Origin of the sequence: Ochrobactrum sp. Q0168, from assembly GCF_016427605.1 — a bacterium.
GTDB lineage: Bacteria > Pseudomonadota > Alphaproteobacteria > Rhizobiales > Rhizobiaceae > Brucella.
The window spans coordinates 393,649-409,130 of record NZ_JAELXQ010000001.1 but is presented as its reverse complement, the minus strand read 5'-3'; the positions used below and the strand labels follow the sequence as shown (position 1 = coordinate 409,130).

Genomic DNA, 15,482 nt, shown 5'->3' with positions numbered 1-15,482 from the left:
AGTATAGGGCGCCCTATTTCTAGGGTGCCCTATTTCTTTGCGGTCGTTGCAACCGCAGCACTCAAGCCCATATGAGCCAGCATGATCCCTTTATCCGTACTCGATCTTTCGCCCGTTCCCGATAACAGCGATGCCGGTCAGTCTCTGCGCAACACGTTGGAGCTTGCACAGCATGCGGAAAAGCTTGGCTTTCACCGATATTGGCTGGCCGAACATCACAATATGCCGGGCATTGCCAGCGCCGCCACATCGGTAGTGATCGGCTATGTCGCCAATGGCACGTCGACGATCCGCGTCGGCGCGGGTGGCATCATGCTGCCGAACCATTCGCCTCTGGTGATTGCCGAACAGTTTGGCACGCTGGCCTCGCTTTTTCCGGGCCGTATCGATCTCGGCCTTGGCCGTGCGCCCGGAACCGACCAGATCACGGCCCACGCGCTGCGACGCAATCTCGACGGCGATGCCAGCGCATTCCCGCAGGACGTGGTGGAACTGCTCAACTATTTCAAACCGGCAGAGCCTACCCAGCGCGTCCGCGCCGTTCCGGGCGAGGGGCTTGAGGTTCCCGTCTGGATTCTCGGTTCAAGCCTGTTCGGCGCGCAGCTCGCCGCCATGCTGGGCCTGCCTTACGCCTTCGCATCGCATTTTGCGCCAGCGGAAATGGAACGCGCCATCGCGCTTTACCGTGAGCGTTTCGAGCCGTCGGAATATATGCAGAAGCCTTATGTTATGCTCGGCCTCAATGTCATCGCCGCCGATACCGACGAAGAAGCGCATTATCTGTTCACCTCGCAATTACAGGCATTCGTTAATCTGCGCAGCGGTCGTCCGGGCAAGCTTCCGGCACCGGTAGAAGGCTACATGGAACAACTCGATCCGGCAGCACAGGCGCTTGTCCGCCAGATGCTTTCCTGCCGCGTCGTCGGTGGACCCGAAACGGTGGCAAAGGGCATTCAGGCTTTTGCGGAAAGCACCGGCGCCGACGAACTGATGATTACCGGCATGATCCACGATCACAAGAAGCGCCTGCGCTCCTATGAGATTGTCAGCAACTCGATTGCGTGAGGATCGAATTCGCGATTGACTTCACCCAGGAGCCAATCGCGAAACGCATTCACCGCAGCTGTGTTGGTGCGCGCCTTCGGGGTGACGAAATAATAGCTGCTCGGGCTTTTGACCGTGTGCGGATAGGCCACCACAAGCTGCCCGCTGTCGATTTCCGAGCGGGTCAGAAAAAGCGGCATCAGGGCGACACCCAGCCCCGCAATGCAAGCCTGAGACACGTTGGAGAACTGCTCAAACCGCATGCCGCCCGGCGCTGGCACGGTGATGTCGAGGCTGCGAAACCAGTGATCCCACGCGCCCGGTCGTGATGCCATATTGAACAGTGGCAGCCGCAGAAGATCGGTGGGCGCTGACACCGGGTTTTCCTTCAGAAAAGCTGGGCTGCACACCGGCGCAACCGTTTCATCCATCAGAAACACACAATCCGCATTGGGCCAATCCGGCTGGCCAATATGAATAGCCGCGTCCAAACCTTCGCGGTCAAAGTCGAACTGGCCGATGCGGGTCGCGAAATTCAGAATAATATCCGGATATTGCGCCACAAAGCGTGGAATGCGCGGAATGAGCCAGCGCGTGCCGAATGTCGGCAGAAAGGCGAGGTTCAACGTCTTGCCGCGCATCTGCGACATGACCTGAAGCGAAGCTGCGCGAATGGCAGATAGGGCAGGCGCAACAGCATTGAAATAAGCGCGCCCCGCATCCGACAGCACGACCTGACGGCTGGTGCGGTCGAAAAGCGCTGCCCCAAGCTGCTCTTCGAGCGTCGCGATCTGGCGACTGACCGCGCCTTGCGTCAGCGCCAGTTCTTCCGCAGCGGCTGAAAAGCTTGCCAGCCGCGCCACAGCGTCGAATGCTGCAAGCGCACTGGTCGAGGGAAGGAGGCGTCGTGAGAGTGTCGTCATGATCTATTACTAAATGGAATAGATCGATGAGTAAACATCGTTTGCAGCACGACGTTCTGCGGTTCATAGTCCGGTCAATTCTGAAATGAGGAGAATTCATAATGTCGCGTACGGCCTTTAACTGGGAAGATCCCTTTCTGCTCGACGAACAGCTGATTGAAGACGAGCGCATGATCCGCGACTCCGCAAAAGCCTTTGCGAGCGACGTTCTGCTGCCGCGTGTGGAAAAGGCCTATCTCGACGAAACCACCGACCCCGAACTGTTCCGCCTCATGGGGCAGGCGGGTCTGCTCGGCGTCACCCTGCCGGAAGAATATGGCGCGGCCAATGCCGGTTATGTTGCCTATGGTCTCGTGGCCCGCGAAGTCGAGCGCGTTGATTCCGGTTATCGTTCGATGATGAGCGTGCAGTCATCGCTCGTCATGTATCCGATCTATGCTTACGGCTCGGACGAACAGCGCAAGAAATATCTGCCGGGTCTCGTCTCGGGTGAGCTGATCGGCTGCTTCGGCCTGACCGAACCGGATGCCGGCTCCGACCCTGCAGGCATGAAGACCCGCGCCGAAAAGATCGACGGCGGTTATCGGCTGACCGGCTCCAAGATGTGGATCTCCAATTCACCAATCGCCGACGTGTTCGTGGTGTGGGCCAAGTCCGCAGCCCATGACAATGCCATCCGCGGTTTTGTGCTTGAAAAGGGTATGAAGGGTCTTTCCGCTCCGAAGATCGGCGGCAAGTTGTCGCTGCGCGCATCCATCACCGGCGAAATCGTCATGGACGGCGTGGAAGTGTCGGAAGACGCCCTGCTGCCGAATGTTTCGGGTCTCAAGGGGCCGTTCGGCTGCCTCAACCGTGCCCGCTACGGCATTTCGTGGGGCGTGCTGGGCGCTGCCGAAGATTGCTGGTTCCGTGCGCGCCAATACGGCCTCGACCGCAAGCAGTTCGACAAGCCGCTGGCTGGCACACAGCTTTACCAGAAGAAACTTGCCGACATGCAGACCGAAATCACGCTCGGCCTTCAGGCTTCGCTGCGCGTCGGTCGTCTGTTCGACGAAGGCAAGATGGCGCCGGAAATGATCTCCATCGTCAAGCGCAACAATTGTGGTAAGGCGCTCGATATCGCCCGTCAGGCGCGCGACATGCATGGCGGCAACGGGATCCAGATCGAGTATCACGTGATGCGTCACGCGCAGAACCTCGAAACCGTCAACACCTATGAAGGCACCCATGACGTCCACGCGCTGATCCTCGGACGCGCGCAGACCGGCATTCAGGCTTTCTTCTGATCGTAACCGCCCGCAACGTCCTCCCAAGGCCCGCTCGCTTTCTGCGGGCGGGCTTTTCCGCTTTTGTAAGGTATCCGAAATGCAGAACACACCGCTTGACGGTCTCAAGGTGGTTGAACTGGCCCGTATTCTGGCAGGCCCGTGGGTCGGTCAGACGCTTTCCGATCTGGGAGCGGACGTTATCAAGGTCGAAAGCCCGGAAGGAGACGATACGCGCAAATGGGGCCCTCCCTTTATTGAAGTCGAAGGCGAGAAGTCGGCGGCCTATTTCCATGCCTGCAATCGCGGCAAGCGTTCGATCACAGCCGATTTTCGCACAGAGGAGGGACAGGAGCTGGTGCGCCGCCTCGTGGCCGATGCAGATGTTGTCATCGAGAATTTCAAGCTCGGCGGCCTCGATAAATATGGCCTTGATTATGAAAGCCTCAAGGCCGTCAATCCGCGCCTGATCTACTGCTCCATCACTGGATTCGGGCACGATGGTCCCTATGCCGAACGGGCAGGCTATGACTTCATGATCCAGGGCATGGGCGGCATCATGGATCTGACGGGCGAGCCGGATCGCGAGCCACAGAAGATCGGCGTGGCCTTTGCCGATATTTTCACTGGCCTTTATAGCGTGATCGCCATCCAGTCGGCGCTCATCATGCGCCAGCGCACTGGCAAGGGACAGCACATCGATATGGCGCTGTTCGACTGCATGTCGGCGGTCCTCGCCAATCAGGCCATGAACTATCTGGCCTCCGGCGTAGCCCCAAAGCGCATGGGCAATGCGCATCCCAATATCGCACCATACCAGACACTGCCGGTCTCTGACGGCTATTTCATCATCGCCTGCGGCAATGACGGCCAGTTCGGCCGTCTGGTCGGCCTGCTCGACCTTGCAGGACTTGCGAGCGACGAGCGCTTTGCCACCAATGCCGCCCGCGTTGCGAACCGCACAGCGCTGACAGAACTGCTGGAAGAGCGCACCCGCCAGTGGACGCGCGACGACCTTCTGGCGAAACTGGAAAAGATTGGTGTTCCGGCAGGACCAATCAACTCGGTCGCCGATGTCTTCGCCGATCCGCAATTCATTGCGCGAGGCATGAAGATCGATCCGCAGGGCGTACCAGGGTTGCGTACGCCGATCCGCTTCTCCGATGCAGAACTGAAGATCGACCACCGCTCGCCCAATCTGGGAGAACATAGCGAAATGGTCCGGTTTGAACTCGATCGGAAATGAAGTGATCAACCCCGCTCCGGCGGGGTTTTCTTTGCGCTGGAGAAGCACTTTCTTAAGCCGGAAAAACAAAAACGCCCGAAAGGGCGTTTGCTTAAAATCTAACGATTTCAACTCTCTAATGAGAGAATGGTGCGGTCGAGAAGACTCGAACTTCCACGGGTTGCCCCACAGCGACCTCAACGCTGCGCGTCTACCAATTCCGCCACGACCGCCCGTGGTAGAAGCCGAATTGCTCCGGCGAGTGGGCATTTAGCAAATCACCTTGGGGTGCACAAGCCCCATCTGCACCATCAGCCAATCTTTTTCGAAAAGAATGTGAAAAACCGCGTCGCGTTCACCATCACTAATACGGAGAACGCTTATTTTGCGGGCTTTTTCAAAGACTTCCCTCTCGCGATATTTTTCAGAAAAACTTCACAGAGCTACTCACCCACACGTGAAAAAGGCATGACGAGACCGGAATAGCCCGTAGAATCGCGAATCCTCACTCCAGAAGATTCGTAAAAAACTGAAAAATCAGCCCGCTATGCCCTGAAGACGCCGGATATCATCCAGACGCTTGATCGTTTCGACATATCCAGCGTCGATTGCCTCAGAGGCGCGGTGGAAATCTGCAAGGCCGATCTGTCCGACAACGGGCATCAGCGACAGGTCCGGCGGATCGCCCGCCATGCGGGCGCGGGAAATGCGGTCCTGTATGATGTTGAATGCGTCCATCATCACACCGGTGATTCCAAGACGCGCTTCCTTTTCACCATGGACCGCGCCCGGCAAACCTTCCTGGCGCATTTGCGCGTGTTTGATGACTGCTGCACGGCCATACTGATCATAGTGAAGATTGACCGCAAGAACGAGCCGCTGCTCATAGGCGCGGCACACGGAGACGGGCACAGGATTAACGAGCGCGCCGTCGACCAGCACCCGCTCGTCCCAACGTACAGGTTCGAAAACGCCGGGCAGGGCATAAGAGGCGCGCATGGCGTCCACCAGCGGCCCCGACGACAGCCATATCTCATGGCCAGTGCGCAATTCGGTACAGACCGCCACAAAGGGCCGGGTGAGTTCGTCTATCCGGAGACCGTCGAGATGTTCCCGCAGGCGTCCATCGAGCTTCATGCCGCCGAAAAGACCGCTACCGCGAAATGTAATGTCGAGGAGATTGAACATGCGGCGGCGTGTGAGGCTGCGGGCAAATTCTTCGAGCTCATCGAGCTTGCCCGCCAGATAACAGCCGCCGACGAGAGCGCCAATGGATGTGCCGGCAATCATTTCGATCTCGATGCCGGCTTCGTCGAGGGCGCGCAACACACCGATATGCGCCCAGCCCCGCGCAGCACCCCCGCCAAGTGCCAGCGCAATCTTGCGCGGCTCGCGCTTGATTTCGGGCTTCTCAATGACTTCCTGAGCAGGCGCTTCGACTTCTATGCTGACAGTCCTGCGCCGTACCCCCCAGTTAAGCATCACTTGGGACACCTCATCGTTTCGAGCAGACTAACGAAACTTTGTATCCAAAGAATAAATGCTGCAAATTGATGACGCGAGACCTATTCGCATCATCACATCGTTTTGAAAGCGATCAATGATCGTGATCGCACCCGCCGACATTTTCGATTTTCAGCGCGGGTGCCCCATTTTCGGTAACTACCTGCCGGTAAAAACACGAGCGGCGCCCGGTGTGGCAGGTAGGACCATCGCCAGCGACACGAACCTTGAGCCACAACGCGTCCTGATCGCAATCGGTGCGCAATTCGATCACACTCTGCAGATTGCCGGAAGTCTCGCCCTTCTTCCAAAGGGTGTTGCGCGAGCGCGACCAGTAGTGGGCGATCCCGGTGTCCAGCGTCAGGCGAAGCGCTTCCGCATTCATATGAGCCACCATCAGAAGTACGCCGTCGCGCTCATCGGTGACAACTGCCGTAATGAGGCCTGAAGCATCGAAGCGCGGCATGAATACCGCACCTTCTTCAATCGTCTTTTTGTCGGAGGGCTGGACAGGGAAGGTCGTCATCGTCTCGCCTTAAATGGATAAGAGGCACGGGCTTTATGCCACGTGCCTCGAAATATCTGAAAACGCCGGTGATGCATGCCCGAAAAGCCGAAACCTTTCGGGACAGAGCATTATTTGCTGCGTGATAGGGTCATGAAGCGCACCTGTTCATCCACCTTGGTCTTCATCTCGCCGGTGAAGGTAGTGGTGATGGTGGTCGAACCCTGCTTGCGAATGCCACGCATGGCCATGCACATATGCTCGGCCTCAATCATCACGGCAACGCCGCGTGGCTTCAGAATGGTCTGAATGGTGTCAGCGATCTGTGCGGTGATGCTTTCCTGCGTCTGTAGGCGATGCGCAAAAATATCGACCACACGGGCGATCTTCGACAGGCCGACCACCTTATGGTCGGGCAGATAGGCGACATGCGCCTTGCCGATGATCGGAACCATATGGTGTTCGCAATGCGAGAAGAAGGAAATGTCCTTCACCAGCACCATATCGTTATAACCGGCGACTTCCTCGAACACGGTGCCAAGCACTTCTTCGGGGCTCTCCGTATAACCGGAAAAAAGCTCCTTATAGGCCTTAGCAACACGCTTTGGCGTTTCCAGAAGGCCTTCGCGATCCGGATCATCGCCAGCCCATAGCAGAAGCGTGCGAACTGCCGCTTCCGCGTCGGCTTGCGTTGGCGTGCCGTGCAATGGGGTCACATTCGCCTGCTTCTTTGAAGGCAGGCCGGATTCGTCATCTTCTCTGAGGATGCGCGCGTCCATCAGTATTCTCCAGTAGTCTCCTTCTCGGAGGAGACGAGTTAAACGGACAATACAACGATACGCTTTGCGAGCGGGCGATGTATTGATCCGGTGGCTTAAGCGCACCGGACAGGTTTCATGCCACCACCATGGCACTGTGCTAAAACATGATACCTAAAAACACAAAGGCTTTTTGGTATGTTATCATGCCCTAAAACAGACTGTCAGAACCTTCAACAATAGTTCAAAGTTCAACGTTCCAGCGCCATCCAAAGTGCAGGCATTACTTGCCTAATATATAGGGAGTAAATTGCAACTTCAAACTCATATAAAAAAACATTTTTTTGTTTTTTCTCCGGCTGGTATCAAGGTTTTGAAATTCGTATCATTTCGGCGCAATGAAAGCGGCAGAGGCGGAACTCGAAAATCAGCTCTATCTTGTTCGTCTGGCGCACTCTATGAATTTGAAGTTCCTGACTGCTGACACCATTTAAGACAGGCTGCATGGCCAGCATATCAGGCGGAAGGCTTACGCACATGATCGATGACATCTACAACAAGCGCATCCTGGAGTTCGCGGGCAACATGGAGCGCATCGGTCGGCTGTCCGAGCCGGACGCTGTCGCCACGATGCATTCGAAACTGTGCGGCTCGACGGTCACGGTCTATCTCAAGATGGCGGATGGCGTGGTGACCGATTTTGCGCATGAGGTGAAGGCCTGTGCGCTGGGGCAGGCATCCTCATCCGTCATGGCGCGCAATGTCATCGGCGCAACGTCCCATGAGTTGAAAGCTGTTCGCGACGCGATGTATGCCATGCTCAAAGAAAACGGCCCCGCACCGGAAGGGCGATTCGAAGACCTCAAATATTTCGAGCCGGTACGCGACTACAAAGCCCGCCATGCATCCACCCTTTTGACCTTCGATGCCGTGGTCGATTGCATTCGCCAGATCGAAGACAAAGCCAAGGCCGCCTGACCCCATGTGCTCCTGCGGCAAAGACCACACGGCCGATACGCCGCCTCAAGAAAAGCGTTACAGCCGCAACTTCACCGACCGATGGCGCAAGACGCCGGGCAGGGTGTTTGGCACGGCATTCGTCCGGTTCTATCAGTTGACCCTATCGTCGCTGATCGGAAACTCCTGCCGCCATATGCCTACCTGTTCCGAATATGCCTATGAGGCGATCGCGCGTCATGGCCTGTGGCGCGGCGGCTGGATGGGGCTTTTCAGGGTCATGCGCTGCGGCCCCTTCGGCACGCATGGTTTTGATCCCGTGCCGCGGGAATTGTCGGGTGAGCTAAAATGGTATCTGCCCTGGCGTTACTGGCGCTGCTCCGCGCCCCACCAATAAATACCCATATTTTTTGCATGATGCTTAGAATTCATTAACGATATCAATGTTTCTTAGGGAATAAGAATTGAGGCATCGTTATGGTCTTTTTCAGGCCGCAATTTGCCTGCACATCCAGCTAGCAATTCCATATCCCGCGAGCCACCATGCTGACATCGTCGTCCCGTATCGCACGTTTCGTTGCTTCCGTAGCGTTTGGAGCCACTCTTTTTTATGGTTCCGCTGCAATGGCCAAGCCCTCGTGGGTCGTGTTCGACGCGGACAATAACCGGATTCTCGGCCAGGACGACGCCAACTTCCAGCGCGCACCGGCGTCGCTCGCCAAAATGATGACGCTTTACATCACCTTCGAAGCACTCAAGACAGGTCGCCTCCATTGGGACGACGAGATGCCGGTCTCGAAAAATGCTGCTGCGAAGGTGCGCATGAAGCTCTGGCTCAAGCCGGACCAGACCATTTCCGTGCGCGATGCTGTCAATGCAATGATCATCATTTCGGCAAATGATGCGGCGACCGTGATGGGTGAGTATATCGCCGGATCGGAAGCGGGGTTCGGCCGCCTGATGACGCAGCGCGCGCGCCAGATCGGCATGAAGAGCACCTTTTTCGTCAATCCATCGGGGCTGACGGCCAACATGACCCAGCTCACTACCGCGCGCGACATGGCTGTGCTCGGCATGGCGCTGCGTCGCGATTTCCCTGAACAATATGCACTGTTCTCCCAGCGCTCCTTTACCTATCGCGGACGGGTTTATAACGGCCACAACAATCTGATGTACCGCTATGGCGGGGTCGATGGCATCAAGACCGGCTATACGAACGTATCCGGCTATAATCTCGTTTCGTCCGCCATTATTGGCGGCAAGCATCTTGTAGGTGTGGTACTGGGCGCCGGATCGGCAGGCGAGCGCGACGGTCAGATGGCCAAGCTTCTGACCCGCTATGGCAATGCGAACGGCGAGGGGACGGCTGTGGCTATGGCAAAACCGGTCGCTTTTGCACCATCGCCGAAAGAAACCCCGAAGAAGGATTCGGTTGCCGACCTGATCGACGATTCCCAGATCGAGCAGGGCGATGGCGGCTATCTCGTGGCATCGGCAGGCGCAGCCTGGCGTATCCAGCTTGCTGCAACACCGACGCGTGCTGGAGCTACCGAACTTCAGGAAAAGCTGCGCCCCGCAGTGGATCAGGTTGCTCGTGGTTTGAAGGGCGAGATTTCGCCGGACGGCAAGCGCCGCAAGGTCTATCGCGTCTGGTTCGGCGGGTTCAAGGATTCCGCTTCCGCTGAGAAGGCCTGCGCCAAGCTCAAGAAGCAGCTTATCGACTGCTTGCCCATCAAGGGCTGACATCCCATTTACCGTTTGTTTTTACATCCCGACAAATAGCCCTGTCGGGATGTCGCGCTTTACTGGCCGGACAAAAAATACTAGAAGCCTCACAATACTGACAACGCATGATCATGAACCACCCGCAATCGTTGGCGGGACTGGATAAGGACGAATAGAATGTCGAATACCGTTTCCATGCAATTCCCCGATGGTTCCGTACGGGACTATGATGCGTCGACCACCGGCGCTGCACTCGCGGAATCAATCTCCAAATCTCTCGCAAAAAAGGCAGTGGCCTATGCCGTCGACGGTACCGTGCGCGATCTTTCCGATCCGCTTGGCGCTTCCGGCAAGATCGAGATTCTCACCCGCGAAGACCCGCGCGCGCTTGAACTGATCCGTCACGATACGGCGCACGTTCTGGCAGAGGCCGTTCAGGAGCTTTTCCCGGGTACGCAGGTTACCATTGGCCCCGTCATCGAAAACGGCTTCTATTACGACTTTGCGCGTAATGAACCGTTCACCCCGGACGATTTGCCGGTGATCGAAAAGAAGATGCGCGAGATCATTCAGCGCAACAAGCCCTTCACCAAGGAAATCTGGTCGCGCGACAAGGCCAAGCAGGTTTTTGCCGACAAGGGCGAAGCCTATAAGGTCGAACTCGTCGACGCCATTCCAGAAGGACAGGACCTCAAAATCTATTACCAGGGTGACTGGTTCGATCTTTGCCGTGGTCCGCATATGGCTTCCACCGGCCAGATCGGCAATTCCTTCAAGCTGATGAAGGTTGCCGGGGCCTATTGGCGCGGTGATTCCAACAATCCGATGCTGACGCGCATCTACGGCACCGCTTTCGCCAATGACAACGACCTTCAGGCCTATCTGCATATGCTTGAAGAGGCCGAAAAGCGCGATCACCGTCGCCTTGGTCGCGAAATGGACTTGTTCCATTTCCAGGAAGAAGGACCGGGAGTCGTGTTCTGGCACGCCAAGGGCTGGAAAATGTTCCAGAATCTGGTGAGCTATATGCGTCGTCGCCTCGATAGCCACGGCTATCAGGAAGTCAACGCGCCGCAGGTGCTGGACAAGTCGCTTTGGGAGACCTCTGGCCACTGGGGCTGGTATCGCGACAACATGTTCAAGGTAACGGTTGCCGGTGACGACACCGACGACGACCGCGTCTTTGCATTGAAGCCGATGAACTGCCCTGGCCACGTGCAGATTTTCAAGCACGGCCTCAAGTCTTACCGCGATCTGCCGATCAAGCTCGCCGAGTTCGGCAATGTGCATCGCTATGAACCGTCGGGCGCTCTGCACGGCCTGATGCGCGTGCGCGGCTTCACGCAGGACGATGCGCATATCTTCTGCACCGAAGAGCAGATGGCGGCGGAATGCCTGCGCATCAACGATCTCATTTTGTCGGTCTATAAGGATTTCGGCTTTGAAGGGATCACAATCAAGCTCTCGACCCGCCCTGAGAAGCGCGTCGGTTCGGACGAACTTTGGGATCGCGCTGAAAGCGTGATGATGAAGGTTCTTGAAGAAATTCAGGCGCAGTCAAACGATATCAAGACCGGTATCCTGCCGGGCGAGGGTGCTTTCTACGGACCGAAGTTCGAATATACGCTGAAGGACGCCATCGGCCGTGAATGGCAATGCGGCACCACACAGGTCGATTTCAACCTGCCGGAACGTTTTGGCGCCTTCTACATCGACAATGAATCGGAAAAGCGCCAGCCGGTCATGATCCATCGCGCCATCTGCGGCTCCATGGAACGTTTCCTCGGCATTCTGATCGAAAACTTTGCCGGTCACATGCCGCTCTGGTTTGCGCCGGTTCAGGTCGTGGTGACGACGATCACTTCGGACGCCGACGATTATGCCGTCGAAACGGCTGCCAAGCTGAAGGCCGCCGGTTTGCAGGTTGTCACTGATCTGCGCAACGAGAAGATCAACTACAAAGTTCGTGAACATTCGCTCCAGAAGGTTCCGGTCATTCTCGTCTGCGGCAAGCGTGAAGCGGAAGAACAGACGGTCAATATGCGCCGCTTCGGCTCGCGTGATCAGGAACCGATGACACGCGATGAGGCGATTGCCCGTCTTGTTGAAGAGGCAACCCCTCCGGATTTGATCCGCCTCAAGAACGGCTGCAGATAAAAAGAGCCGTGTTCCAAACAAAAAGACCGCGCCGAGGCGCGGTCTTTTCTGTTTAAGAGCAATTGTTATCTCAATCGAGGCTGTCGTCAGATGCCTCGAATTCCTTGTTGGCAATGACTTCGACTTCTTCATTCTTCCCGGAAGAAACCTTGAAGTCTCGCTGATAGATGCGATCCTTGTTTTTGGCCACGGCGACATAATCGCCTTCGATCAGAACCAGCGACGAATAAGCGCCCACACTTTCGCGCACCACGTCGCCGGAAGCATTGAGAACAGACCAGGAAGTGTCGGCCAGCGCTTCGCCGCCATGTTCGCGCACCAGCTTCAAGGTCACTTCTGCAGCACGATGCTCGACCGTCGCTTCGGTGAGCTTGCCTGCTTCGACACGAATATCAGCGCGGATAATGGCGTTGGCGGAGCCATAATTCGAGACAACATGATAAGTGCCGCTGTTGAGCCGGATAATCGCATTAGGCTTCACATCCGGGACGATCAGCGAACGCTCGCTATTGTCCTCATCGGCATAGATCGAGAACCGCAGCAGATCTTCGTTGATCTTGCCCTTATCGGGCAGGACCGCACTTAGCTTCATTCCTCCGGCATCCAGCATCATCAGCTCGTGCCGGGCATTGTTGCCAAGGGTGATGCGCTTGGTGGCGCCGGCGCGCCCATAGGCAACGTGCACGAGGTAGCTTCCCTCCGGCAGATTGAACGCGGCGCTACCGCCCTGTGCGCTGGCGATCAGCGGCAATTGCCCGTCCGGCCCGACATTGGGTGAAAAAACGCGCCAGACCAGTCCTGTCGGTATGTCGCTGCCATCCTCAATGAGGCGCGCTTTGAGGTCCAGCTCGGTGGTTTTCACCAGCGGATTGTTTTCCGGGCTCGTCGGCGACGCATAGGGGCTGAGCGTCGGTAGATTAAGCGCAGGTTCGGGAAGGTTCAATCCACTGCTTGCCTCGGCGGCAGGGTCAAGGCCCTGCGCCCCTGCAGGCGCACCCGACAGAACGGCCAGCAACGCGACAGCGAGTCCTTCGCCGCGAAAGTAACGGGATATTTGAAAGCAAGGCAGAAGTTTGAAAACCGACATAGCTTTTTTGAGCCTATGCCGGTGTCGAATTCAAGGCCAAATCGCGAATGACACCGGCATTTTTTAGCCGTTGCCACACCGCGCTTTGCCCGAATTTTGACTTTACACCGCCCTTGCGACGGGCGAGAAGAGACGGCACTTTGAAAAGAAGAGTTGCAATTCAGGTTTTAGCAAGGTCCAGTCGTGAGGTTTTCCGTGGCGCATCCGGTGTTCGATTTTCTAGCTCAGCGTAGTTCCACGCCGATTTCCGCAATTGGCGCTCCGGCACCTGAGGGCGAAGAACTGGCTGAACTGCTCAAGGTCGCAGCCCGCGTTCCCGATCATGGCCGCCTGACGCCCTGGCGCTTCATTCTCTACCGTGGCGATGCTCGCAAACGGGTAGGGGAGTTTCTGGCCAAGCGCGCCGAAGAGCGCGAAGGCCCATTGTCCGAAAGCCGCAAGGAACAGGAATTGAACCGTTTTTCGCGCGCGCCGCTCGTTATCGGCATCGTGTCGTCGCCCGTGGCGCATGAGCGAATTCCGCAATGGGAGCAGTTCCTGTCGGCTGGTGCCGTCGCGATGAACCTCTGCATTGCCGCCAATGCGCTCGGCTATGCGACCAACTGGATTACAAACTGGTATTCAGACGATACACCATCGCGCGCATATCTTGGTCTTGCTCCGAATGAACGCGTGGCCGGTTTTGTTCATATGGGGACCGCAGAAAACAAGATGCCGGAACGTCCTCGCGCCGATATGGACAAGATCGTTTCGGATTATTCCGGCCCATGGGCGGAATAATGTATAGCTTTAATATCATTTCCTAATACAAGGAAATAGCTATGTTTTATGAGCCAAAAGAGGGGCATCCTCTACCCCATAACCCCTTCAAGGCCATTGTCGCACCGCGCCCGATCGGCTGGATCGGCACATGCTCGAAGGACGGAGCGGTCAATCTCGCTCCGTATTCTTTCTTCAATGCGATCTGCGACACGCCACCCATGGTGATGTTTTCATCAAGCGGCATCAAGGACAGCGTGACTTTCATCGAGGAAACCGGTGAGTTCACCACCAATCTGGTGAGTGACCACCTCAAGACGCATATGAACGCCTCGTCCGTGGATGCGCCGCGCGGCACCAGCGAGTTCGATTATGCCGGATTGACCCGCGCGCCGTCGGAAATCATCGCTGCTCCGCGTGTGAAAGAGGCTTATGCGTCGCTGGAATGTGTCGCTGTCGACATCAGGCGATTACAGGATAAGGAAGGCCAGCCGACCGACAATTACATGGTTATCGGTGAAGTCGTCGGCGTTCATATCGATGAAAGCATTCTGACGGACGGTCTGGTCGATATAGCGAAGGTCAAACCCGTGACGCGTCTCGGCTATATGGATTACGCCACGACAGAGAGTGTCTATCAGATGTTTCGGCCGAAATGGACCGATAAGTAGGGAGGGGTTAGAGCCCCTTTTTCTTGGCATCTGTCCAGATTTCTTCCATTTCTTCGAGGCTTGCTGAATCGAGATCGCTTCCGGCCTCATCCAGCGTCTTCTCGATGAAATGGAAGCGCCGCTTGAATTTGTCATTGGCGGCAATCAGCGCCGTTTCAGCGTCAATATCGAGGTGACGGCCAAGATTGACCATGGCGAACAGCAGGTCGCCATATTCTTCCGCAATATTGGCCTTGTTCTGCGCGGCCATTGCTTCCTTCAGCTCGGCTGTCTCTTCGGAAATCTTATCGAGAATTGGCGCTGCTTCCGACCAGTCAAAGCCGACTTTTGCCGCTTTCTGCTGCAGTTTCAGCGCACGAACCAGGGCAGGGAAGTTGGTTGGAATATCGTCGAGAAAACCGTTATTCTCATGCGTGTCGAGCCCGAGATTAGCGCGTCGTTCCGCGCGCTCCGCCTTTTCTTCCGCCTTGATCCGGTTCCACGAGCCCTTGGCCATGCCAACGCGACGGGCGTCCTCATCTCCAAAGACATGCGGGTGACGGCGGATCATCTTATGGGTAATCGCCTCTACCACGTTGCCGAAATCGAAACTGCCTTGCTCTTCGGCCATCCGCGCATGGAAAACCACCTGCAGCAGAAGATCGCCCAATTCCTCGCGCAGATCGTCCATATCGTCGCGCTCGATGGCGTCGAGAACTTCATAGGCTTCTTCCAGCGTATATGGCATGATCGAGCGGAAGTTCTGCTCCACATCCCAGGGGCAGCCGGTTTCCGGATCGCGAAGGGCGGCCATAATTTCAAGCAGGCGGTCGATATTGCGGGAAGGGGTCATCTGCGCTCCATCGAACTTCGTTAATACCGTTGCCAGTTGCTCCCAAAGAATCATCTGGAACGGCTTGAAGT

General features: G+C 56.6%; 15 protein-coding genes and 1 tRNA gene. 9 read left to right on the top strand and 7 right to left on the bottom strand.

Annotated elements, in window-relative coordinates:
- Nucleotides 1-81 precede the first annotated feature (81 nt).
- Nucleotides 82-1,065, top strand: a complete 984-nt coding sequence (locus tag JAU75_RS02005; protein ID WP_199054159.1) for an LLM class flavin-dependent oxidoreductase — start codon at nucleotides 82-84, stop codon at nucleotides 1,063-1,065.
- Here JAU75_RS02005 and JAU75_RS02000 read toward each other — a convergent pair.
- On the bottom strand, nucleotides 1,035-1,967 hold the full coding sequence (locus JAU75_RS02000) for a LysR family transcriptional regulator (protein WP_199054158.1): 933 nt from the start codon (nucleotides 1,965-1,967) through the stop codon (nucleotides 1,035-1,037). The two genes, JAU75_RS02005 and JAU75_RS02000, sit on opposite strands and share 31 nt — an antisense overlap.
- Nucleotides 1,968-2,068: 101 nt before the next feature.
- Here JAU75_RS02000 and JAU75_RS01995 point away from each other — a divergent pair, with 101 nt between their 5' ends.
- Together JAU75_RS01995 and JAU75_RS01990 are read left to right on the top strand one after the other, a co-directional pair.
- A complete protein-coding gene (locus JAU75_RS01995; RefSeq protein ID WP_199054157.1) occupies nucleotides 2,069-3,253 on the top strand; it encodes an acyl-CoA dehydrogenase in 1,185 nt (394 codons plus the stop codon).
- A gap of 79 nt (nucleotides 3,254-3,332) precedes the next feature.
- Nucleotides 3,333-4,478, top strand: coding sequence for a CaiB/BaiF CoA-transferase family protein (locus tag JAU75_RS01990; protein WP_199054156.1), 1,146 nt, complete (start codon nucleotides 3,333-3,335; stop codon nucleotides 4,476-4,478).
- 127 nt (nucleotides 4,479-4,605) lie between these two features.
- Here JAU75_RS01990 and JAU75_RS01985 read toward each other — a convergent pair.
- From JAU75_RS01985 to folE, 4 genes are all read right to left on the bottom strand, one after another.
- Nucleotides 4,606-4,690: transfer RNA gene (locus JAU75_RS01985), tRNA-Leu, on the bottom strand.
- A gap of 304 nt (nucleotides 4,691-4,994) precedes the next feature.
- Nucleotides 4,995-5,939 carry a patatin family protein gene (locus JAU75_RS01980; RefSeq protein ID WP_199054894.1) on the bottom strand — a complete coding sequence of 315 codons (945 nt, stop codon included), beginning with the start codon at nucleotides 5,937-5,939 and terminating at the stop codon, nucleotides 4,995-4,997.
- A gap of 115 nt (nucleotides 5,940-6,054) precedes the next feature.
- Entirely contained in the window at nucleotides 6,055-6,486 is a 432-nt protein-coding gene (hisI, locus tag JAU75_RS01975) for a phosphoribosyl-AMP cyclohydrolase (protein ID WP_199054155.1), read from the bottom strand.
- Nucleotides 6,487-6,596: 110 nt separating this feature from the next.
- A complete protein-coding gene (gene folE / locus JAU75_RS01970) occupies nucleotides 6,597-7,244 on the bottom strand; it encodes a GTP cyclohydrolase I FolE (RefSeq protein ID WP_199054154.1) in 648 nt (215 codons plus the stop codon).
- A 516-nt stretch (nucleotides 7,245-7,760) separates the two neighbouring features.
- On the opposite strand from folE, the gene JAU75_RS01965 reads away from it, so the two are divergent.
- The 4 genes from JAU75_RS01965 (at nucleotide 7,761) to thrS (ending at nucleotide 12,062) form a co-directional block, all read left to right on the top strand.
- Entirely contained in the window at nucleotides 7,761-8,201 is a 441-nt protein-coding gene (locus JAU75_RS01965) for an iron-sulfur cluster assembly scaffold protein (RefSeq protein ID WP_199054153.1), read from the top strand.
- A 4-nt stretch (nucleotides 8,202-8,205) separates the two neighbouring features.
- Nucleotides 8,206-8,577 carry a membrane protein insertion efficiency factor YidD gene (gene yidD, locus JAU75_RS01960; protein ID WP_199054152.1) on the top strand — a complete coding sequence of 124 codons (372 nt, stop codon included), beginning with the start codon at nucleotides 8,206-8,208 and terminating at the stop codon, nucleotides 8,575-8,577.
- Nucleotides 8,578-8,723: 146 nt separating this feature from the next.
- Entirely contained in the window at nucleotides 8,724-9,923 is a 1,200-nt protein-coding gene (locus JAU75_RS01955; protein ID WP_199054150.1) for a D-alanyl-D-alanine carboxypeptidase, read from the top strand.
- 159 nt (nucleotides 9,924-10,082) lie between these two features.
- Nucleotides 10,083-12,062, top strand: a complete 1,980-nt coding sequence (gene thrS, locus JAU75_RS01950) for a threonine--tRNA ligase (RefSeq protein WP_199054148.1) — start codon at nucleotides 10,083-10,085, stop codon at nucleotides 12,060-12,062.
- Between the two features lie 70 nt (nucleotides 12,063-12,132).
- Here the strand turns inward: thrS and JAU75_RS01945 are convergent, their stop codons facing one another.
- Nucleotides 12,133-13,149 carry a hypothetical protein gene (locus tag JAU75_RS01945; RefSeq protein WP_247880356.1) on the bottom strand — a complete coding sequence of 339 codons (1,017 nt, stop codon included), beginning with the start codon at nucleotides 13,147-13,149 and terminating at the stop codon, nucleotides 12,133-12,135.
- A gap of 195 nt (nucleotides 13,150-13,344) precedes the next feature.
- On the opposite strand from JAU75_RS01945, the gene JAU75_RS01940 reads away from it, so the two are divergent.
- A complete protein-coding gene (locus JAU75_RS01940) occupies nucleotides 13,345-13,929 on the top strand; it encodes a nitroreductase (protein WP_199054892.1) in 585 nt (194 codons plus the stop codon).
- A gap of 41 nt (nucleotides 13,930-13,970) precedes the next feature.
- Nucleotides 13,971-14,579, top strand: coding sequence for a flavin reductase family protein (locus tag JAU75_RS01935; RefSeq protein WP_199054146.1), 609 nt, complete (start codon nucleotides 13,971-13,973; stop codon nucleotides 14,577-14,579).
- A 7-nt stretch (nucleotides 14,580-14,586) separates the two neighbouring features.
- On the opposite strand, the gene mazG is transcribed toward JAU75_RS01935, so the two are convergent.
- Nucleotides 14,587-15,411, bottom strand: a complete 825-nt coding sequence (mazG, locus tag JAU75_RS01930; RefSeq protein WP_199054144.1) for a nucleoside triphosphate pyrophosphohydrolase — start codon at nucleotides 15,409-15,411, stop codon at nucleotides 14,587-14,589.
- Nucleotides 15,412-15,482: the final 71 nt, after the last annotated feature.

What these genes read in the sequence shown, in the direction of transcription:
- JAU75_RS02005 (WP_199054159.1), top strand. Translation starts at nt 82, where the DNA reads ATGATCCCTTTATCCGTACTCGATCTTTCGCCCGTTCCCGATAACAGC.
- JAU75_RS01945 (WP_247880356.1), bottom strand. Translation starts at nt 13,149, where the DNA reads ATGTCGGTTTTCAAACTTCTGCCTTGCTTTCAAATATCCCGTTACTTT.
- JAU75_RS02000 (WP_199054158.1), bottom strand. Translation starts at nt 1,967, where the DNA reads ATGACGACACTCTCACGACGCCTCCTTCCCTCGACCAGTGCGCTTGCA.
- folE (WP_199054154.1), bottom strand. Translation starts at nt 7,244, where the DNA reads ATGGACGCGCGCATCCTCAGAGAAGATGACGAATCCGGCCTGCCTTCA.
- hisI (WP_199054155.1), bottom strand. Translation starts at nt 6,486, where the DNA reads ATGACGACCTTCCCTGTCCAGCCCTCCGACAAAAAGACGATTGAAGAA.
- JAU75_RS01935 (WP_199054146.1), top strand. Translation starts at nt 13,971, where the DNA reads ATGTTTTATGAGCCAAAAGAGGGGCATCCTCTACCCCATAACCCCTTC.
- JAU75_RS01995 (WP_199054157.1), top strand. Translation starts at nt 2,069, where the DNA reads ATGTCGCGTACGGCCTTTAACTGGGAAGATCCCTTTCTGCTCGACGAA.
- JAU75_RS01990 (WP_199054156.1), top strand. Translation starts at nt 3,333, where the DNA reads ATGCAGAACACACCGCTTGACGGTCTCAAGGTGGTTGAACTGGCCCGT.
- thrS (WP_199054148.1), top strand. Translation starts at nt 10,083, where the DNA reads ATGTCGAATACCGTTTCCATGCAATTCCCCGATGGTTCCGTACGGGAC.
- mazG (WP_199054144.1), bottom strand. Translation starts at nt 15,411, where the DNA reads ATGACCCCTTCCCGCAATATCGACCGCCTGCTTGAAATTATGGCCGCC.
- JAU75_RS01980 (WP_199054894.1), bottom strand. Translation starts at nt 5,939, where the DNA reads ATGCTTAACTGGGGGGTACGGCGCAGGACTGTCAGCATAGAAGTCGAA.
- yidD (WP_199054152.1), top strand. Translation starts at nt 8,206, where the DNA reads ATGTGCTCCTGCGGCAAAGACCACACGGCCGATACGCCGCCTCAAGAA.
- JAU75_RS01955 (WP_199054150.1), top strand. Translation starts at nt 8,724, where the DNA reads ATGCTGACATCGTCGTCCCGTATCGCACGTTTCGTTGCTTCCGTAGCG.
- JAU75_RS01965 (WP_199054153.1), top strand. Translation starts at nt 7,761, where the DNA reads ATGATCGATGACATCTACAACAAGCGCATCCTGGAGTTCGCGGGCAAC.